The organism is Actinacidiphila sp. bgisy144 (assembly GCF_057708105.1).
This window is the reverse complement of sequence record NZ_JBYIRM010000013.1, coordinates 17,331-43,880: the sequence shown is the minus strand read 5'-3', so window position 1 is coordinate 43,880 and position 26,550 is coordinate 17,331. Positions and strand designations below refer to the sequence as shown.

At 74.3% G+C, this 26,550-nt stretch carries 18 protein-coding genes; 4 read left to right on the top strand and 14 right to left on the bottom strand.

Going from position 1 to position 26,550, the window contains the following annotated elements; all coding sequences use genetic code 11:
- Positions 1 to 17: 17 nt before the first annotated feature.
- The 3 genes from AC3EVP_RS16955 to AC3EVP_RS16945 form a co-directional block, all read right to left on the bottom strand.
- Positions 18 to 1,886, bottom strand: coding sequence for an acetolactate synthase large subunit (locus AC3EVP_RS16955; protein ID WP_335974245.1), 1,869 nt, complete (start codon positions 1,884 to 1,886; stop codon positions 18 to 20).
- Between the two features lie 239 nt (positions 1,887 to 2,125).
- Positions 2,126 to 5,206, bottom strand: coding sequence for a putative bifunctional diguanylate cyclase/phosphodiesterase (locus AC3EVP_RS16950; protein WP_435130782.1), 3,081 nt, complete (start codon positions 5,204 to 5,206; stop codon positions 2,126 to 2,128).
- A 247-nt stretch (positions 5,207 to 5,453) separates the two neighbouring features.
- On the bottom strand, positions 5,454 to 6,374 hold the full coding sequence (locus AC3EVP_RS16945; RefSeq protein ID WP_335975208.1) for a 2-hydroxyacid dehydrogenase: 921 nt from the start codon (positions 6,372 to 6,374) through the stop codon (positions 5,454 to 5,456).
- A gap of 111 nt (positions 6,375 to 6,485) precedes the next feature.
- Between AC3EVP_RS16945 and AC3EVP_RS16940 the strand changes: the two genes are divergently transcribed.
- Positions 6,486 to 7,523: an aldo/keto reductase gene (locus tag AC3EVP_RS16940; protein ID WP_335974253.1), complete on the top strand. Its 1,038-nt coding sequence runs from the start codon at positions 6,486 to 6,488 to the stop codon at positions 7,521 to 7,523.
- A 303-nt stretch (positions 7,524 to 7,826) separates the two neighbouring features.
- The gene (locus tag AC3EVP_RS16935) at positions 7,827 to 9,008 is read left to right on the top strand and encodes a PQQ-dependent sugar dehydrogenase (RefSeq protein ID WP_435130781.1); all 1,182 of its coding nucleotides are present in this window, start codon (positions 7,827 to 7,829) and stop codon (positions 9,006 to 9,008) included.
- 38 nt (positions 9,009 to 9,046) lie between these two features.
- Here the strand turns inward: AC3EVP_RS16935 and AC3EVP_RS16930 are convergent, their stop codons facing one another.
- From AC3EVP_RS16930 to mnmA, 11 genes are all read right to left on the bottom strand, one after another.
- Positions 9,047 to 11,395 (bottom strand): MMPL family transporter, encoded by a 2,349-nt coding sequence (locus AC3EVP_RS16930; RefSeq protein WP_435130780.1) that lies wholly within the window; start codon positions 11,393 to 11,395, stop codon positions 9,047 to 9,049.
- Positions 11,396 to 11,652: 257 nt separating this feature from the next.
- Positions 11,653 to 13,155 (bottom strand): Asp-tRNA(Asn)/Glu-tRNA(Gln) amidotransferase subunit GatB, encoded by a 1,503-nt coding sequence (gatB, locus tag AC3EVP_RS16925; protein WP_435130779.1) that lies wholly within the window; start codon positions 13,153 to 13,155, stop codon positions 11,653 to 11,655.
- Between the two features lie 39 nt (positions 13,156 to 13,194).
- Positions 13,195 to 13,476 carry a hypothetical protein gene (locus AC3EVP_RS16920; protein ID WP_335974265.1) on the bottom strand — a complete coding sequence of 94 codons (282 nt, stop codon included), beginning with the start codon at positions 13,474 to 13,476 and terminating at the stop codon, positions 13,195 to 13,197.
- A complete protein-coding gene (gene gatA / locus AC3EVP_RS16915; RefSeq protein ID WP_335974268.1) occupies positions 13,473 to 14,966 on the bottom strand; it encodes an Asp-tRNA(Asn)/Glu-tRNA(Gln) amidotransferase subunit GatA in 1,494 nt (497 codons plus the stop codon). Before gatA ends, AC3EVP_RS16920 begins: the two co-directional genes overlap by 4 nt.
- 4 nt (positions 14,967 to 14,970) lie before the next feature.
- Entirely contained in the window at positions 14,971 to 15,267 is a 297-nt protein-coding gene (gatC, locus tag AC3EVP_RS16910; RefSeq protein ID WP_335974273.1) for an Asp-tRNA(Asn)/Glu-tRNA(Gln) amidotransferase subunit GatC, read from the bottom strand.
- 274 nt (positions 15,268 to 15,541) lie between these two features.
- Complete coding sequence (locus tag AC3EVP_RS16905) at positions 15,542 to 17,671, bottom strand: putative bifunctional diguanylate cyclase/phosphodiesterase (RefSeq protein WP_435130778.1); 2,130 nt, start codon at positions 17,669 to 17,671, stop codon at positions 15,542 to 15,544.
- A gap of 235 nt (positions 17,672 to 17,906) precedes the next feature.
- Positions 17,907 to 20,186 carry an NAD-dependent DNA ligase LigA gene (ligA, locus tag AC3EVP_RS16900; RefSeq protein WP_435130777.1) on the bottom strand — a complete coding sequence of 760 codons (2,280 nt, stop codon included), beginning with the start codon at positions 20,184 to 20,186 and terminating at the stop codon, positions 17,907 to 17,909.
- A gap of 48 nt (positions 20,187 to 20,234) precedes the next feature.
- On the bottom strand, positions 20,235 to 21,260 hold the full coding sequence (locus AC3EVP_RS16895) for a methionine synthase (protein WP_435130776.1): 1,026 nt from the start codon (positions 21,258 to 21,260) through the stop codon (positions 20,235 to 20,237).
- A 42-nt stretch (positions 21,261 to 21,302) separates the two neighbouring features.
- Complete coding sequence (locus tag AC3EVP_RS16890; protein ID WP_435130775.1) at positions 21,303 to 21,992, bottom strand: SDR family oxidoreductase; 690 nt, start codon at positions 21,990 to 21,992, stop codon at positions 21,303 to 21,305.
- Positions 21,989 to 22,519: an LOG family protein gene (locus AC3EVP_RS16885; protein ID WP_335975212.1), complete on the bottom strand. Its 531-nt coding sequence runs from the start codon at positions 22,517 to 22,519 to the stop codon at positions 21,989 to 21,991. The genes AC3EVP_RS16890 and AC3EVP_RS16885 overlap by 4 nt, the downstream gene beginning before the upstream one ends.
- 80 nt (positions 22,520 to 22,599) lie before the next feature.
- On the bottom strand, positions 22,600 to 23,718 hold the full coding sequence (gene mnmA, locus AC3EVP_RS16880) for a tRNA 2-thiouridine(34) synthase MnmA (protein WP_435130931.1): 1,119 nt from the start codon (positions 23,716 to 23,718) through the stop codon (positions 22,600 to 22,602).
- 203 nt (positions 23,719 to 23,921) lie between these two features.
- On the opposite strand from mnmA, the gene AC3EVP_RS16875 reads away from it, so the two are divergent.
- Together AC3EVP_RS16875 and AC3EVP_RS16870 are read left to right on the top strand one after the other, a co-directional pair.
- Positions 23,922 to 24,782 (top strand): thioesterase family protein, encoded by an 861-nt coding sequence (locus tag AC3EVP_RS16875; protein WP_335974292.1) that lies wholly within the window; start codon positions 23,922 to 23,924, stop codon positions 24,780 to 24,782.
- Between the two features lie 565 nt (positions 24,783 to 25,347).
- Positions 25,348 to 26,520, top strand: a complete 1,173-nt coding sequence (locus tag AC3EVP_RS16870; protein ID WP_435130774.1) for a cysteine desulfurase family protein — start codon at positions 25,348 to 25,350, stop codon at positions 26,518 to 26,520.
- Positions 26,521 to 26,550 lie beyond the last annotated feature (30 nt).

The window sequence follows — 26,550 nt, the reverse complement described above, 5'->3', positions numbered from 1 at the left end:
CGCTCGTCCCGGCTCGCTCAGTCGTTTTCGCTGTCGCCGAAGTCAGGGCGGACGTCGCGCGCGGCCATGATCTCGTCGTTGGAGGTGCCGGCGGCGACCATCGGCCAGACCATGGCGTCCTCGTTCACGATGAAGTCCACCACCACCGGGCGGTCGTTGATCTCGTTCGCCTTGGCGATGACCGCGTCCAGCTCGTCGGGCGACTCGCAGCGCAGCCCGACGCAGCCCATCGCCTCGGAGAGCTTCACGAAGTCCGGCACCCGGGTGCCGTGGTTGCGGATGGAGCCGACGCCCTGGGTGGAGCCGGGCACGTGCTCGGCGCCGTCGTGCAGCACCGTGTTGGAGAACCGCTCGCCGTAGAAGAGGTTCTGCCACTGGCGGACCATGCCCAGGGCGCCGTTGTTGATGACGGCGACCTTGATCGGGATGTTGTTCAGCGCGCAGGTGACCAGTTCCTGGTTGGTCATCTGGAAGCAGCCGTCGCCGTCGATCGCCCACACGGTCTGCTCCGGGCGGCCGGCCTTGGCGCCCATCGCGGCGGGCACCGCGTAGCCCATGGTCCCGGCGCCGCCGGAGTTGAACCAGGTGCCGGGCTGCTCGTACTTGATGAACTGCGCGGCCCACATCTGGTGCTGGCCGACGCCGGCGGCGAACAGGGTGCCCTCGGGGGCGAGTTGCCCGATCCGCTCGATGACCTGCTGCGGGGCGAGGCTGCCGTCGCCGGGCGTCTCGTAGCCGAGCGGGTAGGTGTTGCGCCAGAAGGACAGCTGCCGCCACCAGTCGGTGTAGTCGCCGCGGTGGCCGGCCTCGTGGTCGGACTGGACGGCGACGATCAGGTCCGCGAGCACCTCGCGGGCGTCGCCGACGATCGGCACGTCGGCGATCCGGTTCTTGGAGATCTCGGCCGGGTCGATGTCGGCGTGCACGACCTTCGCGTTCGGCGCGAAGGTGTCCAGCCGGCCGGTGACGCGGTCGTCGAAGCGGGCGCCGAGCGCGACGATCAGGTCCGACTTCTGGAGCGCGGTGACCGCGGAGACGTCGCCGTGCATGCCGGGCATGCCGACGTGCTGGGGGTGGCTGTCGGGGAACGCGCCGAGCGCCATCAAGGTGGTGGTCACCGGGGCGCCGGTCAGCTCGGCGAGGATGCGCAGCTCCGCGGTGGCGCGGGCCTTGAGCACGCCGCCGCCGACGTAGAACACCGGGCGGCGGGCCTCGTTGATCAGCCGGGCGGCCTCGCGGATCTGCTTGGCGTGCGGCTTGGTCACCGGGCGGTAGCCGGGCAGGTCCTGCTGCGGCGGCCAGCTGAAGGTGGTCTCGTTCTGCAGCGCGTCCTTGGCGATGTCCACCAGGACCGGGCCGGGGCGGCCGGTGCCGGCGATGTGGAACGCCTCGGCGATGGTGCGCGGGATCTCGGCCGGGTCGGTGACCAGGAAGTTGTGCTTGGTGATCGGCAGGGTGATGCCGCAGATGTCGGCTTCCTGGAAGGCGTCGGTGCCGATGGACTTCGAGGCGACCTGGCCGGTGATGGCCACGATCGGCACGGAGTCCATGTGCGCGTCGGCGATCGGGGTGACCAGGTTGGTGGCGCCCGGGCCCGAGGTGGCCATGCACACGCCGACCTTGCCGGTGGCCTGGGCGTAGCCGGTGGCGGCGTGGCCGGCGCCCTGCTCGTGGCGGACCAGCACGTGGCGGACCTTCACGGAGTCCATCAGCGGGTCGTACGCCGGCAGGATCGCGCCGCCCGGGATGCCGAACACGGTGTCGGCGCCTACGGCCTCAAGGGAGCGGATGAGGGCCTGTGCACCAGTCATGCGCTCCGCGGGGGCGGCGGGCGCCGCGCTGCGGCTCCGCTGCGGGTGGTGGGACCCGGTGGCCTGCTCGGTCATCTGCGTTCTCTTCTCTCGAAGATGAGGGTTTGCGGTGGTGCGTCGCTGCTCTGGTACTGCGGTGGCCGGCGGCGACGGGCTGCCGCCGGGCAACAAAAAACCCCCCGTGCCGTGAGGCAAGCGAGGGGAGCGCGCCGGTGCGGTGCGAGGCGTAGGGGCCTCGGTCAGCCGACGCGCTTTCCAAGTACGAGAATTCGGGTGCGCATGGCTCCGACCCTCCTCCCGCCCCCGCTTTGGTGTCAAGCCGGTGGGACGGGCGTCTCATTATTCGAGCATACCGGGTAGCCGCCGCGGGCCAGCGAGCCGCGCAGGTGGTGCTCGTCGAGCGGGCCGGAGAAGGCCATGCCCAGGCCCTGGGCGCAGCCCATCTCGTGCATCGCCTGGAGCTGCTCGGGGCGGTCGATGCCGTCGGCGACGGCGCGGATGCCGAGGTCGGCGGCGATGCCCAGCAGGCCGCCGGTGATCTTGCGCAGCCGGCCGGACTCGACCACGCCGTCGGTGAAGGCGCGGTCGAGCTTGATCATGTCCACCGGGAGGGTGCGCAGGGCGCCGAGCGCGCCGTATCCGGCGGCGAAGCCGCCGAGCGCGATGCGCACGCCGAGCCGGCGCAGGCCGGTCAGCCGGCGTTCCAGCTCCTCGGGGGCGATCCGGGGGTCGCCCCCGGTCACCTCGACGACCAGGCCGCTGGGCGGCAGCTCGTGGCGGGCGAGCAGCCGCTCGATGCCGGTGGCCGGCTGGTCGCGGTGGAGCAGACGGCCCGCGGACAGCCGTACGGTGACCGGGACGCGGTGGCCGGCGCCGTAGCGCAGCGCGGCCTGTTCGACGGCCTGGTCGAGCAGGCGGTCCAGCAGGCGCCCGGTCCCTAACGCGCGCTCGCCGCCGTCACCGGAGTACAGGAACTCGGCGGGCGTGGAGAGTATGCCCTGCGGGGTGCGCCAGCGGGGGCGGGCCTCGACGCCGGTGATCCGGCCGCCGACCAGTTCCACGACGGGCTGGTGCAGCAGGGTGAACTCGCCGTCGTCGAGGGCTTTGCGCACCCGCCCGGCCAGTTCGTTGCGCCGCACGGCGTCGGATTGCAGCCGCGGGGCGTACAGCTCCACGCGGCCCTTGCCGGCCTGTTTGGCGCGGTACATCGCGAGGTCGGCGTGGCGCATCACGTCGCCGGGGGCGGCGCCGGGCTCGGCGAAGGCGATACCGACGCTGGCGCCGACCCGGACCTCGATGCCGTCCACCCGATAGGGCTCGGAGAGGACGGCGCGCAGCCGGTCGGCGATGTCGCGGACGCGGTCCTCGACGGTGGCGGCGGGCCGGCCGGGGGCAGCGGCGCCGGGAGCCGGGCCGGTGCTTGCGCCGGTGCCAGGGCCGGTACCGGGGCCGGGGCCCGCGGCCGGGTCGGGGCCGGGCAGTGGCTCGGCGGGGGCCGCGCGGGGCCCGGGGATCGAACCGTGCCCGAGGTACGCGCAGTGGCCCGGGTGCCCGCCGGGGTGGGCGGGACAGGGCAGGTGGCCGGGGGCGGCCCCGGCGTGGTCGGCGCTCCCCTCGGGGTGCGCCGGGTGCGCCGGGTGCGTGGGGTGCCCTGGAGACCCGGACGCCTGCGCGGCGGCGGGGGCCGCCTCCGGGCCCGAGATGAGCGCGGCGAACTCGTCGCCGCCGAGGCGGGCCGCCACGTCGCCGGAGCGCAGGGTGTCCCGCAGCCGGCGGGCGGCCTGGATCAGCAGGTCGTCGCCCGCCTGGTGCCCGACCGTGTCGTTGACCGCCTTGAAGCCGTCGAGGTCCACATAGAGCACGGCGGCCCTGGCGTCCCCGGCCCGCCGGCCGCCGACCGCGCGGCCGAGCCGTTCCAGGAACAGGGCGCGGTTGGGCAGGTCGGTGAGCGGGTCATGGGACGCGTTGTGCTGCAACTGGGCCTGGAGCCGCACGCGTTCGGTGATGTCGCGGCTGTTGAAGATCAGGCCGCCCTGGTAGCGGGTGACGCTGGACTCGATGTCGAGCCAGCCGTGGCGGTCGGCGCGGATGCGGCACTCGATGCGGGTGGCCGGCTCCTCGCCGGGCGGGGCGGCCAGGAAGCGGCGCACCTCGTGCAGGACGCGGCCCAGGTCCTCGGGGTGGATGTGGGCGGCCAGCTCGGTGCCGACCATCTCCTCCGGGTCCCGGCCGTAGACGCCCTGGGCGGCGGGGCTGACGTAGCGCAGCACGCCGGTGGGCGCGGCGATCATGATGACGTCGCTGGAGCCCTGCACCAGGGAGCGGAAGTGGTTCTCCTTGTGGGCCAGTTCCTGAGTGAGGGCGATGTTGTCGAGGAGCATGATGCCCTGGCGGACCACGAGCGCCAGCACCACGGTGCAGCCGGTGAGCAGCACGACGCGGTCGCACGTCTGGCCGGTGATCACGTTGTACAGGATGCCGAGGGTGCAGACGGCTGCCGCCAGGTAGGGCGTGAGGGCGGTCAGCGAGGTGGCGACCTTGCGGGTGGTGGCGCCGGCCCGGCGGGCGGGGTGCGGGTGGGCGTACAACCGCGCGCCGACCCAGGGCGCGTACGCCAGCAGCAGGCTGCCGGCGAACCAGCCGGCGTCGAGCACCTGGCCGGAGCGGTAGTGCGCGCGCAGCAGCGGCGAGGTGAACAGCGCGTCGCACAGCACGGTGAGCGCCAGGGCGGCGATCGCGGTGTTGACGGCGGCGCGGTTGACCCCGGCGCGCCGGAAGTGCAGCGCGAGCACCATGCTGACCAGCACGATGTCCAGCAGCGGGTAGGCCAGCGACAGGGCTGTCCGGGCGGTGCTGGGAGCGTCGATCGCGGCGGTGCGGGCCAGTGCCAGGCTCCAGGACAAGGTGAGCAGCGAGCCGCCGATCAGCCAGGTGTCCAGCGCCAGGCAGACCCAACCCGCCCTGGTCACCGGGCGTTTGGCGAGCACCAGCAGCCCGATGATCGCGGGCGGGGCGAACATCAGGAAGCAGAAGTCGGCGGCGGAGGTCTGCGGCACGGGACGGCGCAGCACCACTTCGTACCATCCCCAGATGCCGTTGCCCAGGGCGGTCATCGCGGAGGAGCAGGCGAACAGCAGCCAGGCCGGGCGGTGCGGCCCGGCCTGGCGCCGGGCGTACAGCAGGGCGGAGACCGAGGCGGCGGACGCGGCCGCGGCGAGCCCGAAGTCGCCCATGACCAGGGCCATTTCGTGGCTTCCCCAGCCGAGTGAGGCGCCGGTGGTGTAGCCGCCGCAGACCAGGGCCAGCAGGAGTTGGGGCAGCAGGCCGACGGCGGCGTGGCCCTCGGCCTCGGCGGTGGTCTGCGGCGCCGCGAGCACGGCTCCCCCGGTGCTCATGCCGCGCTCCGCTGTGCCGCGGTACGCCGGTGCCGCGTGATCGGTCCGCACGGTCGGTCCTGCATCACCCGCCCCCTCACTTCGTCGTCGTTCACAGCGCCGCGCCCGTGGTCGTTCGGTCACAACGTGCCCCCGAATGCCGACGATACACCAGATTCGTCACTCTGGGATAGGTCTTTCCTACTGTGTGTAACCATCAGGGGGTTGCCGGCATTCCCGGACCAGGTGGCGCCGCCCGGCGGGCCGTTCAGTTCCCGGCGACCACGTTCTCCAGCGGCAGGCCGGCCGCGAACCGCTCCAGCTGCGCGCGCACCAGGCGCTTGGCGCGCGGCAGGAAGGCGGAGGTGCTGCCGCCGACGTGCGGGCTGACCAGCACCCCCGGCGCGTGCCACAGCGGGTGCCCGGCCGGCAGCGGCTCGGGGTCGGTGACGTCGAGCGCCGCCGTGAGCCGCCCCGACTCGGTCTCGGCGAGCAGCGCCTTGGTGTCCACCACCGGTCCGCGCGCGACGTTGACCAGCAGCGCGTTGTCCTTCATCGCCGCCAGGAACGGGGCGTTGACCAGTCCCCGGGTCTGCTCGGTGAGCGGGGTGGTGAGCACCACGACGTCGGCGGACGGCAGCAGCGCGGGCAGCTCGGCCATGGCGTGGACCGGCCCGCGCGGCGCGTCCCGCCGGGTGCGGGCGACCCGGTCGACGGTGCACTCGAAGGGCGTCAGCCGGTCCTCGACGGCCGAGCCGATCGAGCCGTAACCGACGATCAGCACCCGGCGGTCGGCGAGCGCGGGGTAGAAACCGGCGTACCACTTCTCGTTGTCCTGGCCGCGAACGAAGCGCGGGATGCCGCGCAGCGAGGCCAGGATGAGCGCGAGGGTCAGCTCCGCGGTGCTGGCCTCGTGCACGCCGCGGGCGTTGCACAGCCGGACGCCGGCCGGCAACTGCCCGAGGTGGGGTGCGATGTGGTCGACGCCCGCGCTGAGCGTCTGCACCACCTGGACCCGGCTCATCCGCGGCAGCGGGCGCGCGCCGAGCACGGGCCCTCTCATGTACGGCACGACGTAGAAGGCGGCCTCGGCGGGGTCGGCGGGGTACTCGTCGGCGCCGTCCCAGAAGACGTAGTCGAAGGCGTCGGGCAGGTCGTCGAAGTCCGCGGGCGGCAGCGAGAGCCACACGGTGGGGCGCTCTCCGGAGGTGCCGCGGGCCGCGGTCCGGTCGCTTCGGGTGGTGTCGGTCATGGTCAGGAGGCTATGACACAGTGGGGCGGCGCAAGGAGGTTGTGACGGGTGGAGCGCAGAAGGGTCGGGGCCACGGCGCTCGACGTGGGCGCGGTCGGCCTCGGCTGCATGCCGATGAGTTGGGGCTACGGCCCCCCGCGGCACCGCGGCGTGTCAGCCCCCGCCGGGCGCGGCAGCGGCATCGAGCAGTCGCTGCGAGTGGTGCACGCCGCACTCGACGCGGGCGCCACCTTGCTGGACACCGCCGACATGTACGGCCCGTTCACCAACGAACTGCTGCTGGGGCGGGTGCTGGCGAAGCGCCGGGCGGACGCGTTCGTCGCCACCAAGTGCGGGCTGCTCGTCGGCGAGCAGCACCTCGTGGCCAACGGCCGCCCCTCCTACGTGCGCAGGGCGTGCGACGCGTCGCTGCGGCGGCTGCGGACCGACACGATCGACCTCTACCAGCTGCACCGGGTCGACCCGGAGGTGCCGGTCGAGGAGACGTGGGGGGCGATGGCGGAGCTGGTCGCGGCCGGCAAGGTGCGCGCGCTGGGCCTGAGCGCGGTGGGCGCGCGCGGCCGCCGCACCCGGGGCGGCCGGGCGGGCGGCGGCCGGTACGACGAGACGATCCGTCATCTCGCCCGCGTGCAGCAGGTCTTCCCGGTCGGCTGCGTGCAGGCGGAGCTGTCGGTGTGGGCGCCGGAGGCACTGGCGGAGCTGCTGCCGTGGTGCGCCGCGCGCGGCATCGGCTTCCTGGCCGCGATGCCGCTCGGGAACGGCTTCCTCACCGGCACCCTCACCCCCGGCGAGGGCTTCGCGCCGGAGGACCTGCGGGCCCGGCACCCGCGGTTCACCGCCGAGATGATGGCCGCCAACCAGCCGATCGTGGCCGGGCTGCGCCGGGTCGGCGCGCGGCACCGGGCGAGCGCGGCGCAGGTCGCGCTCGCCTGGGTGCTCGCGCAGGGCCCGTCGGTGGTCCCGCTGCCCGGCACCCGCTCCGCCGAGCGGGCGGCACAGAACGCGGCGGCCGCCGACCTCGCGCTGACCGCCGCGGACCTCGAGGAGATCGCCGCGCTGCCGCCCGCGCAGGGCTCCTGGGACTGACCGCCCGGCCCGCGTCCGCGCCCGGCCGGGCGGTGTGACGCCGACCGCGTCGGGCCCGAACTGCCCCTGGGCCGCGGCGGGATGTGGTGTGCTTGGCTGCTGGAGCGGCCCGGCGGTGCGGGCCCGGCGGAACTGGTGGAGCGCGTGGATCGACGGTTGCGGGAGCTGACGGTGGCGGACGGCGGATCGGCGCGCGGGCCCGTACGAGGGCTCCTGGCCCGCCCCTTCAACAGGCCCGGCAGGCCCGGCGGGCCCGCTCGCGAAACCGCTCGCGGGCTCGTACGCGGGCCGGTACGCGCGCCGGTGCGGCGCGCCGCGTGGCTCGCGCCGGCGCTCGCCGCGGTGCTGGTCGGCGGCTGCTCCTCGGCCGCGTCCCCGAACCTGGCGCACCCGATGTCCCCCACCGCGTCCGGCACCGCGCACTCCGGCGGCGGCGCGCCCTCCGGGTCCGCCGCCCCCTCCGCCCCGGTGTCCACCCCGCCCGCCAAGGGAAGTGCGAAGGTCACCGCCACCATGGCGACCGGGCTGAGCGCGCCGTGGGGGCTGGCCCGGCTCCCCGACGGCAGCCTGCTGGTGGGCGCGCGCGACACCGGGCGGATCTCCCGGGTCGACCACGCGACGCACGCGGTGAGCGAGGTCGGCCTCGTGCCGGGGGTCGCCCACACCAAGGGCGGCGAGAACGGCCTGCTGGGCCTGGCGGTCTCCCCGGACTACGGCTCCGACCACCTCGTCTACGCCTACTTCTCCACCGAGTCCGACAACCGGGTCGCGAGCTTCCTGTACGACCCGTCGCGGCCCAAGGGCGAGCAGCTGGGCGCGCCCGACACGCTGCTGCGGGGCATCCCGACCGGCACCCAGGACGACGGCGGCCGGATCGCGTTCGGCCCCGACGGCGACCTCTACGCGGGCACCGGCGACGCCGGCCGGCGCGCGCTCGCCCAGGACGCCTCCTCGCTCGGCGGCAAGATCCTGCGGATGGCGCCCGACGGCGGGACCCCCGCCGACAACCCGACGTCCGGCTCGCTGGTCTACGCGACCGGCTTCCGCAACGTCCAGGGCCTGGACTGGGACGGCCAGGGGCGGCTGTGGGCCTCGGAGTTCGGGCAGGACACCTGGGACGAGCTGGACCTGGTCAAGCCCGGCGGCAACTACGGCTGGCCCACGGTCGAGGGCACCGCCCACCGGGCCGGGCTGGTGGACCCCGTCGAGCAGTGGCATCCCGCCGACGCCTCCCCCAGCGGCGTCGCCTACGCGGCCGGCTGCGTCTGGACGGCCTCCCTCAAGGGCGGCCGGCTGTGGCGGGTCCCGCTGGCCGGCGCCAAGCCGTCCGCCGCCCCGCAGGCGTTCCTCACCGGCACCTACGGCCGCCTGCGGACCGTCGTCGCCCTCGACGACCACACGCTGCTGCTCACCACGAGCAACACCGACGACCGCGGCACCGCCCGCTCCGGCGACGACCGGGTGCTCGAACTGACCGTCTCCTGACCGCGATCGGGCCCGTCGCGGCGGGCCGCCCCCGGCGGCTACACGGTGACGCGCGGCGGCGCGGGCGGCGGGACAGGCGGCGGGCCGGCTGACGGGACAGGCGGCGGGACGACGGACACCGCGACGGGCGCCGCGGGCGCCGGCACCGCGACCGGGGCGGGCACCTTCGCGTCCGCACCGCCGCCCGGCACCACTTCGATGTCCAGCCGCGGCAGCCTCCGGTCCAACCAACCCGGCAGCCACCAGTTGGCCGGGCCGAGCAGGTGCATCAGCGCCGGGACCAGCAGCGTACGCAGTACGAACGCGTCGAGGGCGACGGCCGACGCCAGCCCGATGCCGAACATCGCGATCACCCGGTCCCCGCTGAGCACGAACGCCAGGAAGACCGCGACCATGATGACCGCCGCCGAGCTGATCACACGGCTGGTCTCGGCGAGTCCGACCCGTACCGCCCGGCCGTTGTCACCCGTCTCCCGCCACTCCTCGTACATCCGGCTGACCAGGAAGACCTGGTAGTCCATGGACAGGCCGAACAGCACGGGGACGAGGATCACCGGCAGGAAGGGCTCGATCGGCCCGGCCCGGCCCAGGCCCAGCCACTCGCTGCCCCAGCCCCACTGGAAGACCGCGGTGACCACCCCGAAGGACGAGGCGACCGCGGCCACGTTCATCAGCGCCGCCTTGACCGGGACACCCACCGAGCGGAAGGCGACCAGCAGCAGGAGGCAGCCGAGCCCCACCACGCAGCCGACGAACAGCGGCAGCTTCCCGACCACCACGGCGGCGAAGTCGTCGTAACTGGCCGTGGAGCCGCCGACGTCGACCTCCAGGTCGGTGCCCCGCTCCGCCGATGGCAGGACCTGGTGGCGCAGTTCGCCGACGAGGCGGGAGGTGGCGGTGGACTGCGGGGAGGTGGTGGGCACCACCGTGATGACGCCGGTGCTGCCGGCGTCATCGAGGTCGGGGCCGGAGACCGACGCGACGCCCGGGGTGTGGCGCAGGGTGTCCGGCAGGTGTTCCAGGGCGACCAGCCCGCCCGCGCTGCCGGTGGTGGCCACCAGCGTCAGCGGGCCGTTGCTGCCGGGTCCGAAGCCCTCGGCGAGCAGGTCGTACGCCTTGCGGGTGGTCGAGGTCGAGGGGTCGTTGCCCTGGTCGGAGGTGCCCAGGTGCAGCGAGAACGCGGGCAGGGCGAGCACCACCATGGCGGCGGCGGCGAACGCGCCGAGCAGCCGGGGGTGGCGGGAGACGAAACCGGACCAGCGGGCGGCGGCGCCGGTGGGCGGGGCCGCCGGGCTGTCGGCGCCGCGGCAGCCCGGATGGCGTTCGGCCCGGCGGTGCTGCGCCGCCGGGCAGCCGCCGCCGTGCGCCAGCACCCGCCGCTCCCGCCGGCTGAGCGCGCGGTGCCCTATGACGCCGAGCAGCGCGGGCAGCAGCGTCACCGACGCGGCCACCGTGAGCAGCACCGTCAGCGAGGCGGCGACGGCGACGCCGTCCAGGAAGTCCAGCCGCAGCAGCAGCATCCCGAGCACCGCCACGCACACGGTGCCGCCGGCGAAGACCACCGCCTTGCCGGTGGTGGCCACCGCCTCCTCGGCGGCACGGGCCACCGGCAGACCGCGTTTGAGGCCCTTGCGGTGCCGGGTGACGATGAACAGCGCGTAGTCGATGCCGACGCCGAGCCCGATCAGCATGCCGAGCATGGGGGCGAAGTCGGCGACGGTCATGGCGTGCCCGAGCAGGACCGTGGCCATGTAGGCGGTGCCGCAGCCGATCAGCGCGGTGGCGATCGGCAGCAGCATCGCGGCGAACGACCCGAAGGCGACCAGCAGCACCACCGCGGCCACCGCCACCCCGACCGCCTCGCTGAGGTGGGCGCTGGCCGCCTCGGTGGTGCCGACCGCCTCGCCGCCGAGCTCGACCTCCAGGCCGGCCCGCTGTCCGGACTTGGCGGTGTCGACCAGGGCCTGGGCCTGGGCGCGGCTGACCCCGTCGGCGTCCTTGCCGTAGCCCACGGCGGCGTAGGCGGTGTGCCCGTCGGCGCTGATCTGGGTGCCGCCCGCGGCGCTGTAGGGGCTGGTCACGGACGTGACGCCGGGCAGGGTGCGGGCCTGGTCGAGCACCCTTGTCATGGTCTGCTCGACGGCGGCGGCGCGGACGGTGCCGTGCCCGGTGTGCCACACGATCGTGTCGGAGTCGCCGGCCTGCGCGGGGAAGGCGGTGCGCAGCAGTTGCGCGGCCCGGCCGGACTCGGTGTTCGGCGCTTCGTACTTCTGGGAGTACGTGGAGCCGGCGACGGCAGCGGCCGCGGTGAGCCCGAGCAGCGCGGTCAGCCACAGCAGCACCACGAGGAGGCGGCGGCGGAAACACCACCGAGCGAGTACGGCCATGGGCTGCTGTCCCCTTGCGGGTGCGGTTGGTCGGTACGCCGGGTGGGTTCCGTGGCGACACGTTCCGCCTACTCTGCCAGCAGATAACGGTTTTTTGCGTCTTTCGTGCTTCTCCTCACAAGTGTCCGAAACGGATAAAGAGTTCCGGTGGCAGGCGAAGGCGGCCGCACCCCGTTGGCAGCACGAAGGAGGCGGCACCCCGGCCGGGGTGTCGCCTCCTTCAGGTGCGTGCCCGATGTGCGCACGCGGACCGCGGGTCAGCCCTGGAGCTTCTCCAGCACCAGTTCGCGCACCCGCTTGGCGTCCGCCTGGCCGCGGGTCAGCTTCATGACCGCGCCGATCAGCGCGCCGGCCGCCGCCAGGTTGCCGCCGCGGATCTTCTCGGCGACCGCCGCGTTGTCCGCGATGGCCTGGTCCACGGCCGCGCCGAGCGCGCCGTCGTCCGAGACGACCTTCAGGCCGCGCTTGTCGACCACCTGGTCCGGGTCGCCCTCGCCGGCGAGCACGCCCTCGATGACCTGGCGGGCCAGCTTGTCGTTGAGGTCGCCGGCCGCCACCAGCGCGGCGACCCGGGCCACCTGCGCGGGGGTGATGGCCAGCCCGGCCAGCTCCGCACCGGTCTCGTTGGCGTGCCGGGCCAGCTCGCCCATCCACCACTTGCGGGCGGCGGCCGCGTCCGCGCCCTCGTCGATGGTGGCCGTGATCAGGTCGATCGCGCCGGCGTTGAGCGCGGACTGCATCTCGAAGTCGGAGATGCCCCACTCCTGCTTGAGCCGCTTGCGGCGGGCCAGCGGCAGTTCGGGCAGTCCGGCCCGCAGCTCCTCGACCCACTCCCGGGCCGGGGCGACCGGCACCAGGTCGGGCTCGGGGAAGTAGCGGTAGTCCTCCGCCTCCTCCTTGATCCGGCCGGAGGTGGTGGAGCCGTCCTCCTCGTGGAAGTGCCGGGTCTCCTGCACGATGGTGCCGCCCGCGGAGAGCACCGCGGCGTGCCGCTGGATCTCGAAGCGGGCCGCCCGCTCCACGCTGCGCAGCGAGTTGACGTTCTTCGTCTCGCTGCGGGTGCCGAACTTCTCCCGGCCGTGCGGACGCAGGCTCAGGTTGACGTCGCAGCGCATCTGGCCCATTTCCATCCGGGCCTCGGACACGCCCAGCGCCTTGATCAGCTCGCGCAGCTCGGCGACGTAGGCGCGGGCCACCTCGGGCGCGCGGGCACCGGCGCCCTCGATCGGCTTGGTGACGATCTCGATCAGCGGGATGCCGGCCCGGTTGTAGTCCAGCAGCGAGTGCGAGGCGCCGTGGATACGGCCGGTCGCGCCGCCGATGTGGGTGGACTTGCCGGTGTCCTCCTCCATGTGGGCGCGCTCGATGAGCACCCGGAAGACCTCGCCGTCCTCCAGCTGGACGTCCAGGTAGCCGTTGAAGGCGATCGGCTCGTCGTACTGCGAGGTCTGGAAGTTCTTCGGCATGTCCGGGTAGAAGTAGTTCTTCCGGGCGAACCGGCACCACTCGGCGATCTCGCAGTTGAGCGCCAGGCCGATCTTGACGGCCGACTCGACGCCGATCTCGTTGACCACCGGCAGCGCGCCGGGCAGGCCCAGACAGGTCGGGCAGACCTGCGAGTTGGGCTCGGCGCCCAGTTCGGTGGAGCAGCCGCAGAACATCTTCGTCCGCGTACCCAGCTCGACGTGGACCTCCAGGCCCATCACCGGGTCGTACGACGCGAGCGCGTCCTCGTAGGACAGCAGGTCCGTGACGGTCACTGTTCCCTGTACCTCTTCTTCCGTCAGTCCGTCGGTCGCTCAGCCCGCGAGGACGTCGTCGTCGCCGAGCCGGCGCAGCTCGCGGACGAGCAGCACGATGCCGGTGGTCACCGCGGCGGCGCGCAGCACCGCGTCGAGCAGCTGGAGGTTGTCCTCCTCGGCGCGCGCGGCGCGGACCTTCTTCACCGCGGAGAAGGCGCTGAACAGCGAGGTGCCGATGGACAGGTAGGTGCCCTTCTTGCTCTTGCCGCTCTTGTCCTGGTCCGCCGGACCGGTGGCCTTGCCGGTGCTCTTCGCCGCGGACTTCGTCTGGGTGCTCACAGCTGCGGTGCCTCCTCAAGTAGCGGGTGGCCCCACTTCGACACGAAGGCGGCCTCTACGGCGGCGCCGACCCGGTAGAGCCGGTCGTCCTTGAGCGCGGGCGCGATGATCTGAAGGCCCACCGGGAGACCATCCTCCGGCGCGAGACCGCACGGCAGCGACATCGCCGCGTTGCCGGCCAGGTTGACCGGGATGGTGCACAGGTCGGCGAGGTACATCGCCAGCGGGTCGTCGGCGCGCTCGCCGATCGGGAACGCCGTGGTGGGCGTGGTGGGCGAGACGATGACGTCCACCTGCTCGAAGGCGCGCTCGAAGTCTCGGGTGATCAGGGTGCGGACCTTCTGCGCCGAGCCGTAGTAGGCGTCGTAGTAGCCGGAGCTGAGCGCATAGGTGCCGAGGATGACGCGGCGCTTGACCTCGGGGCCGAAGCCGGCCTCGCGGGTGAGCGCGGTGACCTCCTCCGCGGACCGGGTGCCGTCGTCGCCGACCCGCAGCCCGTAGCGCATCGCGTCGAAGCGGGCCAGGTTGCTGGAGCACTCCGACGGCGCGATCAGGTAGTACGCCGCCAGCGCGTAGGTGAACGACGGGCAGGACAGCTCGACGATCTCCGCGCCCAGCTCGCGCAGCAGCTCGACGGACTCCTCGAACCGCTGGACCACGCCGGCCTGGTAGCCCTCGCCGCCGAACTCCTGGATGACGCCGATCCGCAGGCCCTTGACGTCGCCGTTGCGGGCGGCCTCGACCACCGGCGGCACGGGCACGTCCACGGAGGTGGAGTCGAGCGGGTCGTGGCCGGCGATCACCTCGTGCAGCAGCGCCGCGTCCAGCACGGTGCGCGCGCACGGGCCGCCCTGGTCGAGCGAGGAGGAGAACGCGACCATGCCGTAGCGGGAGACCCCGCCGTAGGTCGGCTTGACGCCGACGGTGGCGGTGACCGCGGCCGGCTGCCGGATCGAGCCGCCGGTGTCGGTGCCGATCGCCAGCGGCGCCTGGTACGAGGCGAGCGCCGCGGCCGAGCCGCCGCCCGAGCCGCCCGGGATGCGGGTGAGGTCCCACGGGTTGCCGGTCGGGCCGTACGCGCTGTTCTCGGTGGAGGAGCCCATCGCGAACTCGTCCATGTTGGTCTTGCCGAGGATCACCACGTCGGCGTCCTTCAGCTTCCGGGTGACCGTCGCGTCGTAGGGCGGCAGCCAGCCCTCGAGGATCTTCGAGCCGACGGTGGTCGGCACGCCCTCGGTGGTGAAGATGTCCTTCAGCGCGAGCGGCACCCCGGCGAGCGGGCCCAGCGCCTCCCCCGCGGCGCGCTTGGCGTCCACCGCGCGGGCCTGGGCGAGCGCGCCCTCCCGGTCCACGTGCAGGTAGGCGTGGACCTTCTCGTCCACGGCCTCGATCCGGGCCAGGTGCGCCTCGGTCACCTCGACCGCGGTCAGCTCGCCGGACGCGATCTTCTGCGCCGTCTCGGCGGCGGTGAGCCTGATGATGTCCGTCACGACGTCAGTCCTCCCCCAGGATCTGCGGGACCTTGAAGCGCTGCTGCTCCTGCGCGGGCGCGCCCGACAGCGCCTGCTGCGCGGTCAGCGACGGCCGGACGGTGTCCGGACGCATCACGTTGGTCAGGGGCAGCGGGTGGGAGGTCGGCGGCACGTCCTCGCCGGCCACCTCCGAGACGCGGGCTACGGCGCCGATGATGTCGTCGAGCTGTCCGGCGAAGTGGTCCAACTCTTCGCGTGACAGCTCCATCCGCGCGAGCCGCCCGAGGTGGGCGACCTCCTCGGGCGTGATGCCAGGCATGCAGCGGTCCTCTGCGGGGTGAGATGTCGATGGACCCCCAATCCTACGGTGCCCCTGCGGCCGACCCGAACCGATATCCCCGCCGGGCGCGGGTGCCCTGCGCGGGCGGCGGCAAGCAACAAGGGGCGCGGGGAACTGCGCGCTCGGCCGGTACGGCGCCGCGCCGGGCCCGCAGGCCCAGCCCCCGCGGCGAGTCGCCGGACCACCGGCCGGTGGAGGGCTGGTCGCGCAGTTCCCCGCGCCCCCTTGTTGCCCTCTTCCGCGAGGGCGCCCGCTACGCGTGTTTGGCGGGGAGGGCGGCGGCCGGGCGCTGCCAGCCGCGCTCGCCGCGGGCCCGCAGCCACTGCGTGGCCTCCTGCTCGGGCATGGCGGCGGCCACCAGCCACCCCTGCACGGCGTCGCACCGCAGGTCCCGCAGGCGTTCCCAGGTCTCGTCGTCCTCGACGCCCTCGGCGACGACCATGAGCCCGAGCGAGTGCGCGAGGTCGATGGTGCAGCGCACGATCTCCGCGTCCTCGGCGTCGGCGATGAGCCGGGCCACGAAGGAGCGGTCGATCTTCAGTTCGCTGACCGGCAGCCGCCGCAGGTGGACCAGGGAGGAGTAGCCGGTGCCGAAGTCGTCGAGGGACATCTTCACGCCGTGCCCGGTGAGCCCGTTGAGCGTGTCGGCGGCGCGCTGCGGGTCCTCCAGCAGGACGTGCTCGGTGATCTCCAGCTGGAGGGAGCCGGGCGGCACCTGGTGGCGGGACAGCCGCGCGGCGACGGCCCCGGCGAACCCCGGGCTGTGGACGTCGCGGGGCGAGACGTTGACGGCGACGGGGACGTCGAGCCCCATGGCCCGCCAACGGGCGATCTGGGCGAGCGCGGTGTCCAGGACGTACTCGGTGAGCTGCGGCATCAGCCCGGAGGTCTCCGCCATCGCGATGAACTCCTCCGGGTTGACCCGGCCCCGCTCGCGGTGCTCCCAGCGCACGAGCGCCTCGAGCCCGGCCACCTGGCCGTCGAACCGCACCTTCGGCTGGTAGTGGAGTTCGACGTCCCCGGCGTCCAGTGCCCGCCGCAGGTCGCCGAGCAGGCCGAGGCGGTCGGGGGTGTTGGCGTCGCGCGTGGCCTCGTAGACCTCCGCGCCGCTGCGGTCCCGCTTGGCCTGGTACATCGCCACGTCGGCGCGGCGCAGCAGGCCCTCCGCGTCGGAGGCGTGCTCGGGGAAGATGCTCACCCCGGCGCTGGCCTCCAGCACCAGCGTCAGCCCGTCGAGGTTGAGCGGTGAGCCGAGCGCGGCGACCAGGGTGCGGGCGATCCGCTGGGCGCGGGTGGCGGAGTCGCAGGCCGGCAGCAGCACCGCGAACTCGTCGCCGCCCAGCCGGGCCGCCTCCGCGCCGCGCGGCAGGGCCAGCCGCAGCCGGTCGGCGACCTGGAGCAGCAGCCGGTCGCCGGCGAGGTGCCCGAGGGTGTCGTTGACCGAGCGGAACTTGTCCAGGTCGATCAGGATCAGCCCGACCCGGCCCCAACTCGCGGGCGTGCTCTCACCGGGGCCGCCGCCCGCGCCGCGCGCGGTGTCGATCGCGGACCAGGTGCGCTCCAGCAGCCACTGCCGGTTGGGCAGCCCGGTGAGCGGGTCGCGCAGCTGCTCCTCGGCCCGGGCGTGCACGATCCACAGCGTGGAGTCCAGGGCGATCAGCGGCACCGCGAACAGCGGCAGCAGCGCCGGCTGGTCGCAGGCGACGACGAGGATCAGCGGGGAGATGCCGAGCAGGGCGGCGCCGACCAGCCCCTGCCGGACCAGGGCGGTCCTGGCCACCGTGGGCAGGCCGCCGCGCGGTGCGAACGCGGCCCACAGCAGGACCCTGGTCGCGGTGAGGTAGGCCAGGGCGGTGACGATGACGGCGGGCAGCGCCGACCAGTCCCAGCCGGAGGTGCTCCAGGGCCGGGCCACGGAGGGGTGGATGCCGAACAGGTCGAGGCTGAGCGCGCCCGCGCCGATGCCGAGGATGTCGATCGCGCCGTGCAGTCCGGCCTGCCACCAGCGGTGCCGGCGGGCGGCGCCGACCAGCACCACCACCGCGAGGCTGACCAGCACCGCGGGCACCCAGCCGAAGAGCAGCAGCACCGCAAGCACGAGGGCGGCACCGGAACCGGTGCCGCCCCACCAGCGGTCGCGCCCCATCGCGACCAGATGGCCGACGATGATCCCCGTCAGGACCGCCAGCGCCCAGCCGATCCGGCCGCCGGGGAAGAGTGCGTCGCCTTCGTCCAGCAGCCGCCCGACCCCGGCGGCGAGCACGGCGGCCGCCCCGACGAGCACGGCCCAGCGCACGATCGGGGCCGGGCTCGTGGGGAGGACCGGTGCGGCCGCGCTGCTCCGGGGCAGCCGTGCCGCTCCGGCGCTCTCCGTGGGTTCCATACCCGTGTCCCTCTCACAGCCCGTGAAGCAAGCAGGTGCGCGGGTGCCGGGACGGACGCGGGGCGGCCGGATGGGCCGCCGCGATCCCGCTGCCCGACGGGGCGCTCCTCAACAGTAGGCCGCGGCGTGCCGTCGCGGGCACCGATCGGCGGTCAATGCTTCCGCGCGCCCCGGAACGCACGCGCTCGAACTCACCTGTCCGACAGGGGCCGATCGGGTGACATGTGGCTCCAGGTCAGTCTGATGCGGCGTCGGATTCCGCTTCGGACTGCGGCTCGGGCTCCTGGTCCGGCTCCGGTTTTGACTCCGGCTCCGGCTCCGGCGGGTTGACCGCCACCGCGCGGGCGGCGTCGGCGCCCTGCTCCAGGAGCACCCCGAATCCGTCCTCGTCCAGGATCGGGACCTTCAGCTGGACCGCCTTGTCGTACTTCGACCCGGGGTTGTCGCCGACCACCACGAAGTGCGTCTTCTTGGAGACCGAACCGGTGACCTTGGCGCCGCGGCCGGCCAGCGCCTCCTTCGCGCCGTCGCGGGTGTGGCCGGTGAGGGTGCCGGTCACCACCACGGTCAGCCCCTCCAGCGGACGCGGGCCCTCGTCGGAGCCCTCCTCGGTGAAGGTCACCCCGGCGGCGCGCCACTTCTCGATGATCTCCAGGTGCCAGTCCACGGAGAACCACTGCTTGAGCGAGGCGGCGATGGTCGGCCCGACCCCGTCGACCGCGGCGAGCTCGGCCTCCTCGGCGTCCTTGATCCGGTCCAGGTCGCGGAACTCGCGGGCGAGCGCCTCGGCGGCCACCGGCCCGACGTGCCGGATGGACAGCCCGGTGAGCACCCGGGCGAGCGGGCGCTCCTTGGCCGCGGCGATGTTCTCCAGCATGGACAGCGCGTTCTTCTTCGGCTCGCCCTTCTGGTTGGCGAAGAAGGTGACCACCTTCTCCTCGCCGGTCTCCGGGTCGCGCTTGGGCAGGCCGGTGTCCTGGTCCAGGACGTAGGAGCGGATCGGCAGCAGCCGCTCGATGGCGAGGTCGAACAGGTCGCCCTCGTCGGCCAGCGGCGGCTGGTCGGGGGCGAGCGGCTGGGTGAGCGCGGTCGCCGCGACGTACCCCAGCGCTTCGATGTCCAGGCAGCGGCGGCCGGCGAGGTAGAAGATCCGCTCGCGCAACTGGGCGGGGCAGCGCCGCGCGTTGGGGCAGCGCAGGTCGATGTCGCCCTCCTTCATCGGCTGGAGGGCGGTGCCGCACTCGGGGCACTCGGCGGGCATCACGAACTCCCGCTCGCTGCCGTCCCGCAGGTCGGCGACCGGGCCGAGGATCTCCGGGATCACGTCGCCCGCCTTGCGCAGCACCACGGTGTCGCCGATCAGGACGCCCTTCTTCTTCACCACCTCCTGGTTGTGCAGGGTGGCGAACTCGACCTCGGAGCCGGCCACCGTCACCGGCTCGACCACCGCGTACGGCGTGACCCGGCCGGTGCGGCCGACGCCGACCCGGATGTCCACGAGCTTGGTGTTGACCTCCTCCGGGGCGTACTTCCAGGCGATCGCCCAGCGCGGGGCGCGGGAGGTGGAGCCGAGCCGGCCCTGGAGCGGGATCTCGTCGACCTTGACGACGACGCCGTCGATCTCGTGCTCGACGTCGTGGCGGTGCTCGCCGTAGTACGCGATGAACTCGCGAACGGCGGCGAGCGAGCCGACCACCTTGTTGTGGCGGGCGGTGGGCAGGCCCCACTCGTGCAGCAGTTCGTACGCCTGCGACTGGCAGTCGATGGCGAAGCCCTCGCGGGCGCCGATGCCGTGCACCACCATGCGCAGCGGGCGGGTGGCGGTGATCCGGGGGTCCTTCTGGCGCAGCGAGCCGGCCGCGGCGTTGCGCGGGTTGGCGAACGGCTTGTCGCCGCCCTCGACCAGCCGCGCGTTCAGCTCCTCGAACTTCTCGCCGGGGAAGTAGACCTCGCCGCGGATCTCGACCAGTTCGGGCACCCGCTCGCCGGCCAGCCGGTCGGGGATGTCGGAGATGGTGCGCACGTTCGGCGTGATGTCCTCGCCGGTGCGGCCGTCGCCGCGGGTGGCGGCGCGGGTCAGCCGGCCGTGCTCGTACGTGAGGTTGACCGCGAGGCCGTCGACCTTCAGCTCGCACAGGAAGTGGTACGGACTGCGGGTGTTGTCCGGCGGGCCGAGTTCGGCGGCGACGCGGTCGGCCCAGGTGGCCAGTTCCTCGTCGGTGAAGGCGTTGTCCAGCGAGAGCAGGCGCTCGCGGTGCTGGACGGAGGTGAACTCCGTTTCGTACGCGCCGGCGACCTTCTGGGTGGGCGAGTCGGGGGTGCGCAGGGCCGGGTGCTGCTCCTCGACCGCCTCCAGGCGGCGCAGCAGCCGGTCGAACTCGGCGTCGCTGACCACCGGTGCGTCGTTCACGTAGTAGCGGAAGCGGTGCTCCTCGACCTGCTCGGCCAGGCGCGCGTGCTCCTCACGGGCCTCGGCGGGGATGTCCGCCCGGCCGGCCTCCTGCTCGGCTGCCACGTCCGTGTCCCTCCTACCAATCGGGCCGCAAGCGGCCGCACTCCGGCGTCACTCTGGGTTGTCGACGAGCGAGCGTGCCGCCTTCGCGCAGTGCACGAGCGCGGCACGGGCATAGGCCGGTGAGGCCCCCGCCAGACCGCAGGACGGGGTGAGGGCCACGGCGGCGCCCAACGCCCCCGGTGCCAGTCCCAACCTGCGCCACAGCGCCCGAACACCACTGACGCTACCGGCTGGGTCTGACAACGGGGCGTCCGTGCCGGGCACGACACCGGCGAAGAGCGCGAGGCCGGCCTCCGCGGCCTCCCCGAAGGCGTCCCAGTCACGTTCGGTGAGCAGATCGAAGTCGAAGGAGATGCCGTCGACCCCGGCGCGGCGCAGCAGCGCGAACGGCACGTCGGGGGCGCAGGAGTGGACGCTGACAGCGGCGCCCGCGGCCCGTGCGGCGCCGGCCAGGTCGCGCAGCGCGCCCTCGACGACGGCGCGGTCCACCGCGCGGTGGGTGCGGTAGCCGCTGGCGGTCCTGACCTGGCCGCGCAGCACCGCGGTGAGGCCGGGTTCGTCGAGTTGCAGCAGCAGGCGGGCGCCGGGCACCCGGCGGCGGACGTCGGCGAGGTGCGCGGTGAGGCCCTCCGCGAGGGAGGCGGTCAGGTCGCGGACGGCGCCGGGGTCGCGCAGCGCGGCCTCCCCGCCGTGCAGTTCGACGGCGGCGGCGAGCGTCCAGGGGCCCACCGCCTGGATCTTGAGCGGGCCCTGGTGGCCTTGCGTGAACTCCTCCAGCGCGTCCAGGTCCTCCCCCAGCCACGCCCGGGCGCGCTTGGTGTCGCGCCCGGGCCGGTCGCCGAAGCGCCAGCCGCTGGGCTCCACCCGCGCGTACAGGTCGACCAGCAGTCCCAGGGTGCGGCCGATCATGTCCGCGCCCGGGCCGCGGGCCGGCAGCTCGGGCAGGTAGGGCAGGGCGCCGACGGCCTCCGTGGCCACCCGGGCGGCTTCTCGCGCGTCTCCCCCGGGCATCGACCCGACGCCCGTCGCGGCGCCCTCGGGCAGGGTGAAACGTTCACTGGTCTCGGTGCTCACGGTGGCAGCGTAGAGGTTCGGCCGCGGCGCCCCGCGCCGGGACTACCGCGCGGGGCGGACCGTGAGGTCGGGGATCGTGGCGTCCCGCGGCAGGTCGAGGGCGGTCAGCAGGGCGGTCGCGACGGACCCGGGGTCGATGAAGCGCGCCGGGTCGTAGGGCTTGCCCTCCTGCTGGTGGACCTTCTGCTGCATGGGGGTGGCGGTCCGCCCGGGGTACACGGTGGTGACGCGCACACCGGCGGCGTGCTCCTCGGCGCGCAGCGAGTCCGCGAGGGCCTTCAGGCCGTGCTTGCTCGCGGCGTACGCGCTCCACTCGGCGTGCGCCTGGAGGCCCGCGCCGGAGTTGACGAAGACCACGGTGCCGTGGGACAGCCGCAGTTGGGGCAGGAGCAGCCGGGTCAGTTCGGCGGGGCCGGTGAGGTTGACCGCGAGGGTGTGCTCCCACAGCTTCGGGGTGATCTCGCCGACCGGCCCGAGGTCCACGGTGCCGGCGATGTGCAGCAGCGAGTCCAGCCGGTCCGGCAGCGCCTGCTTCTCCAGCGCCCAGGACAGCCGGCCCGGTACGGCGAGGTCGCCGACGACGGTGTGCGCGCCGCCGAACTCCTCGGCGAGCTGCCGGGCCCGGCCGGCGTCGCGGGCCAGCAGCCACAGTTCGTCGCCGCGGTCCAGCAGCCGGCGGGCGACGACGGCCCCGATGCCCGAGCCGGCGCCGGTGACGAGATGGACGCTCACGCGTGCTCCTGGAGGTAGGCCAGCGCGTCGGCGCCGTGGTCGGAGATGTGCACCAGCTCGGCGAGCGGCAGGGGCAGGAAGCCCTCGGACTCCATCCTGCGCAGCTGGGCGGCCAGTCCGTCGTAGAAACCGCCGCTGTTGAGCAGGACCACCGGTTTGGCGTGCAGGCCGTGCTTCTTCAGCTCCAGGATCTCGGTCGCCTCGTCGAGGGTGCCGGTGCCGCCGACCATGATGACGATCGCGTCGCTGCGGCGCAGCAGTTCGGCCTTGCGGGCGGCGAGGTCCGGTGCGATCACCATCTCGTCGGCGTCGGCGCGCGCCTTGGCGCGCAGGAACTCCACGGAGACGCCGACCAGCCGGCCGCCGGCCTGCCGTACGCCGTCGGCGACGACCTTCATCAGCCCGGACTCCGAGCCGCCCCACACCAGGGTGTGGCCGCCGGCGCCGAGCAGGCGGGCGAAGTCGCGGGCGGGCGCGGTGTACTGCTCGGGGAGGTCCGCGGCGGACAGGAAGACGCAGATGTTCAGCGGGCGGACCGGGCGGGTGCCGGCGACGGGCGCGAGGGCGGCTCCCACCGCGGGCTCGGCCGCCGGTTCGGTGGTGCCGGTCATGCGGGGTGTCCTGCCGCGGCCGGGGCGGGGCGGCCCTGGTCGCGGGTGCGCTCGCGGTCGGTGGTGGCGATGGTCGCGGAGCCGACGACGCGGGTGCCGTCGTACAGCACGACCGCCTGGCCGGGGGCGATGCCGCGCATCGGGTGGTCGAAGGAGACGTGGAGGGTGCCGTCGAGGAGTTCGGCGGTGGCGGGCACCTCCTCGCCGTGGGCGCGCAGTTGGGCGGTGTACGCGGCCGGGCCGGCCGGCGGGGTGCCGCACCAGCGCGGGCGGATGGCGGTGAGCGCGGTGACGTCGAGGGCCTCGGCGGGGCCGACGGTGACGGTGTTGTCCACCGGCGAGATGTCCAGGACGTAGCGGGGCTTGCCGTCGTCGGCGGGCACGCCCAGCCGCAGGCCCTTGCGCTGGCCGACGGTGAAGCCGTACGCGCCGGTGTGGGTGCCGACGACCGCGCCGCTCTCGTCCAGGATCTCGCCCTCGCGGGTGCCCAGGTGCTTCGCCAGGAAGCCCTGGGTGTCGCCGTCGGCGATGAAGCAGATGTCGTGGCTGTCGGGCTTGCGGGCCACCATCAGGCCCCGGCGCTCGGCCTCGGCGCGGATCTCGTCCTTGGTGGCCGCGGTGTCGCCGAGCGGGAACATGGCGTGGGCGAGCTGCTGCTGGTCCAGGACGCCCAGGACGTAGCTCTGGTCCTTGGCGGCGTCGCCGGAGCGGTGCAGTTCGCGGCTGCCGTCGGGGGCGGTGCGCACAGCGGCGTAGTGGCCGGTGCAGACCGCGTCGAAGCCGAGGGCGAGGGCCTTGTCCAGCAGCGCGGCGAACTTGATCTTCTCGTTGCAGCGCAGGCAGGGGTTGGGGGTGCGGCCGGCGGCGTACTCGGCGACGAAGTCGTCCACCACGTCCTCGCGGAAGCGGTCGGCGAGGTCCCACACGTAGAACGGGATGCCGATGACGTCGGCGGCGCGCCTGGCGTCCCGGGAGTCCTCCAGGGTGCAGCAGCCGCGGGCGCCGGTGCGGAAGCTCTGCGGGTTGGCGGACAGGGCCAGGTGCACCCCGGTCACGTCGTGGCCCGCCTCCGCGGCCCGGGCGGCCGCGACCGCGGAGTCGACGCCGCCGCTCATGGCGGCCAGCACGCGGAGCCGCTGCCGCGGCGGCTCGGTCGGGATATCACTCACCGGACCAGGGTAACGGGCGGCCCGGGCCGCGCCGCGCGGGCTTTTCCGCCCCCTCGGCGCGGGCGTCGGCCGCCGGCCACCGCGCGCTCGCCCGGTCTTTGCCCGGGAAGCCTGGACAGGTCGGCCTTACCGATGGGTAACATGCGGTCATGGCACACAGGACGGCCGGCGCGGCCATCGACGACAGCGAGTTCGACCGGGACACCGCGGTCACGCCCAGGGCGGGCGAGCCCGGGACGTACGACGCCGAGCTGTCCGAGGGGTGGACGATCGTCGCGGCGATCAACGGGGGCTACCTGCTGGCGCTGGCCGCGCGGGCGCTGCGCGCGCAATTGCCGCACCCGGACCCGCTGACCATCACCGCGCACTACCTGACCGCGGCGAAGGCCGGACCCGCGGTGGTCCGCACCCAGACCGTGCGCGCCGGGCGGACCATGTCGACCGGGCAGGCGTCCGTCTTCCAATACGACGAGGACGGCAACGAGGTCGAGCGGCTGCGGGTGCTGGCCGGCTACGGCGACCTCGACGCGCTCCCCGACGACGTGCGGACCTCCGCGCGGCCGCCCCTCATGCCGGGGTACGACGAGTGCGTCGGCCGCGAGCAGGCGCCCGAGGACGCGCCCTTCACCGGCTCCACCGCGATCATGGACCGGCTGGACCTGCGGCTCGACCCGGCCACGGCCGGGTGGGCGGTCGGGGCGCCCTCCGGGGCCGGGGAGGTCCGCGGCTGGCTCGGGCTCGCGGACGGGCGCGACCACGATCCGCTGTCGCTGCTGCTCGCCGTCGACGCGCTGCCGCCGGCGGCGTTCGACCTCGGGCTCAAGGGGTGGACGCCCACGCTCGAACTCACCGTGCACCTGCGGTGCCGGCCCGCACCCGGGCCCGTGCGGGTCTCTGTCACCACGCGGAACCTCGCCGGTGGGCTGCTCGAGGAGGACTGCGAGGTCTGGGACGGCAACGATCGGCTCGTGGCCCAGTCCCGCCAGTTGGCTCGCGCCCCGCGCGGCTGACGCCCCCGGGTGCCCCTGTCCGGCCCCCTCAGCGACCACCTGCCGGTGGGGGGTTCCCTCCGAGCTGCCCCAGCCGCGGTTCCACGGGACCTTGCGGTGAGTGGGGGTCCCCCCGGGCTGCCCCAGCCGCGGGTCTACGGGACCTTGCGGTGGGTGGGGGTCCCCCCGGGCTGCCCCAGCCGCGGGTTTACGGGACCTTGCGGTCCGCGGTGGCTGGTCGCGCAGTTCCGCCCCCAGAGCGCTTCGCCTGGGAGGTGCCCCCAGCGCCACCTGGGCAGCTGCGGCTCGGGCCGGGGTTGCCCCGGGAGGACCCGGGCGAATCCAGGGGCGCGGGGAACTGCGCGCGCAACACGCCACCGGCCGGAGGCCGGACAGCACAGCGCAACCACGACGGCGCGCAGCCGAAGGGGCGCGGGGAACTGCGCGACCGGCCACCCACCCACCGCAAGGTCCCGCGATCCACAGGGGCGGGCAGCCCGGAGGGAACCCCCCACCGGCAGGTGGTCCCTCTCCCGACAGGACGGGGGCGCCCGGGGGGTCGGGGCACCCTTAGAATCGGGGGATCATGGCCTACCTCGATCACGCCGCCACGACGCCGATGCTCCCGGAGGCGGTCCGGGCGATGACCGCGCACCTGACGGTGACGGGGAACGCGTCGGCACTGCACGGGGCGGGCCGGCGGGCACGCCGTACCGTCGAGGAGTCGCGGGAGGCGCTGGCGGCGGCGCTGGGCGCCCGGCCGAGCGAGGTGGTCTTCACCGCCGGCGGCACCGAATCGGACAACCTGGCCGTGAAGGGCCTGTTCTGGTCGCGCCGTGCGGAGGACCCCCGGCGGGTGCGGGTGCTGGCGAGCCCGGTGGAACACCACGCGGTGCTGGACGCGGTGTACTGGCTCGCCGACCACGAGGGCGCCGTGGTGGAGTGGCTGGAGGTCGACGGTTACGGCCGGGTGCGGCCGGAGGCGCTGCGGGCGGCGCTGGAGCGGGGCGCGGGCCCGGCGGATGTGGCGCTGATCACCGCGATGTGGGCGAACAACGAGGTCGGCACCGTGCTGCCGATCACGGAACTGGCGGCGGTGGCAAGGGAGTTCGCCGTGCCGATGCACTCCGACGCGGTGCAGGCGTTCGGCCAGGTGGACCTGGACTTCGCCGCGAGCGGCCTGGACGCGATGACGGTGACCGGGCACAAGGTGGGCGGCCCGTACGGGGTCGGCGCGCTGCTGCTGCGCCGCGAGGACACGCCGGTGCCGCTGCTGCACGGCGGCAGCCAGGAGCGCAGCCGGTCCGGCACGCTGGACGTGCCGGCGATCGCCGCGTTCGCCACGGCGGGCACGCTCGCGGCCGAACGGCGCGCGCAGTTCGCCCGCGACGTCGGCGCGCTGCGCGACAGCCTGGTACGCGGGGTGCTCGCGGCGGTGCCGGACGCGGTGCTCAACGGCGACCCCTCGCCCGAGGGCCGGCTCGCCGGGAATGCCCACTTCACGTTCCCCGGCTGCGAGGGCGACGTCCTGCTGCTGCTGCTGGACGCGCAGGGCATCGCCTGCTCCACCGGCTCGGCGTGCACCGCGGGCGTGGCCCAGCCCAGCCATGTGCTGCTGGCGATGGGCCGCTCCGCGGGCGACGCGCGCGGCACCCTGCGCTTCTCCCTGGGGCACACCTCGACCGCCGAGGACGTGGCGGCCCTCACCGCGGCGATCGGCCCCGCGGTGGAACGCGCCCGGGCGGCGGGCCGCACCTGACCCGGCCGCTCCCGGCCCGCGGGGCCCGCG

Excerpts from the sequence above, each read along its gene's own strand:
- AC3EVP_RS16870 (WP_435130774.1), top strand. The coding sequence starts at position 25,348 with ATGGCCTACCTCGATCACGCCGCCACGACGCCGATGCTCCCGGAGGCG.
- mnmA (WP_435130931.1), bottom strand. The coding sequence starts at position 23,718 with ATGAGCGGCGGCGTCGACTCCGCGGTCGCGGCCGCCCGGGCCGCGGAG.
- gatC (WP_335974273.1), bottom strand. The coding sequence starts at position 15,267 with ATGCCTGGCATCACGCCCGAGGAGGTCGCCCACCTCGGGCGGCTCGCG.
- AC3EVP_RS16950 (WP_435130782.1), bottom strand. The coding sequence starts at position 5,206 with ATGAGCACCGGGGGAGCCGTGCTCGCGGCGCCGCAGACCACCGCCGAG.
- AC3EVP_RS16875 (WP_335974292.1), top strand. The coding sequence starts at position 23,922 with ATGGCACACAGGACGGCCGGCGCGGCCATCGACGACAGCGAGTTCGAC.
- AC3EVP_RS16905 (WP_435130778.1), bottom strand. The coding sequence starts at position 17,671 with ATGGAACCCACGGAGAGCGCCGGAGCGGCACGGCTGCCCCGGAGCAGC.
- AC3EVP_RS16955 (WP_335974245.1), bottom strand. The coding sequence starts at position 1,886 with ATGACCGAGCAGGCCACCGGGTCCCACCACCCGCAGCGGAGCCGCAGC.
- AC3EVP_RS16930 (WP_435130780.1), bottom strand. The coding sequence starts at position 11,395 with ATGGCCGTACTCGCTCGGTGGTGTTTCCGCCGCCGCCTCCTCGTGGTG.